This is a genomic window from Flavobacterium taihuense (genome assembly GCF_019351435.1).
Taxonomy (GTDB): Bacteria; Bacteroidota; Bacteroidia; order Flavobacteriales; family Flavobacteriaceae; genus Flavobacterium; species Flavobacterium taihuense.
In genome coordinates this window covers 1-1,359 of the sequence record NZ_JAHWYN010000056.1, presented here as the reverse complement: position 1 = coordinate 1,359, position 1,359 = coordinate 1, and the positions used below count along the sequence as shown (strand labels likewise).

General features: G+C 33.1%; 1 protein-coding gene. It reads right to left on the bottom strand.

The features are described 5' to 3' along the window. The coding region (locus KZH69_RS20340) for an IS4 family transposase (RefSeq protein WP_219319298.1) at nt 1-1,336 on the bottom strand (1,336 nt) is incomplete at its 3' end. Nucleotides 1,337-1,359 lie beyond the last annotated feature (23 nt).

Sequence of the window (1,359 nt, the reverse complement as noted above, 5' to 3'; positions counted from 1 at the left end):
ATTTTTGAAGACCAATCCAAAAGGTTGTGATGCCAGGTTTTCTCTCTGAAAGATAACCTTTCCAGCCTCCTAATCTAGCTATAGCCCATATATACCGTTTTAAATCAGAACGGTTATATGGGTTTTTTAATTTTTCTGTTCTCCCTTCCAATTGCCTAATTTGCATTTCTAAGCATTCTATTTCTTCTTCATTAAAACAGCTTCTGGGCTCGGTTTCTTCTGTTATATCATATGCGATTTGCATAATAAAGAGTTTAATAATGGTTTCGAGCATCATTAAACACAATTTCCGTATAGCCTTACCTTGAGACAATTCACTGGCTTCAATATTAAATCCTTCTCTTTTTAAAATTCTAAATACCTCTTCAATTATCCACCTACAAGTATACCATTCGATACAAAGCAAAGCTGTTTCAAAGTCTTCGACTTTTTTAGTAGTTAACAATCTCCAATGTATTGGGTTTTCAACATCTTGACTGACTTCTTTTGCTTCAATGGCATAGAGGGTTACTTTTTCAGGAAGAGTTTTATTGGTATATTGATTGGCACTTATTGTTACTTCCGAAAAACGAACTTCTATCGTAGCGGTCCTTTTCTTAATGTTTTTCCTTCTATCTCCATCTAATTCAATGGTATAAGTTCCTTGTGATGGTTGGTTTGAGAGATATTCAAAGAGCTTTTGTTTTCCTTGAAGAATTCGATTGGTTTTTGCCCGTATCAATAAATGTGTTTTCTTGTCGGGAATCAGGCAGAATTGCTCATAAATATCACCTTCTCTATCTTGTATAATGATGATTTCTTTGGCTTGTTCTAAAACTTTTTTGGTATTTAAAGACGATTCTATCCATTTATAAGATTCTTTTTCTTGCGTGGGAACCAGATTATATCGATGAGATCTAGGTTTTTTATCAAATTCATAAGACCTATTCCAAACTTTAACATCTGAAAATCCATAGGGCATTAAAGTTTCTGAATCGAGCACAAAGCTCGGATGGATGAAAAAACCTATTCCAAAAGAATCCTGGATGGTACCAATACTGTCATCTTTCTTTATTCTGTTTTTGTGATTGCATAGGTTAATTTCACTTGTGTCTTGAATGCACAAAACCGATTTATTTCCAACAGCATTAACGCAATTTAATGTCATATTCTTGATTATATCATCCTCACTGACATTCTCATTTTGTAAAAATCGATAAATACCCTTAGCTTCCGAATCATTACTTGCTAATTGACGTATCGAATAAATACTCTTAGCAAACAAGCGATTGAGAATAGAATTTCCTCTATTCAACAATCGCTTGTCTTTTAAATCTTCAAAATGTCTTGTCTGCATTTTTTTATCTCAAAGATAAAAAA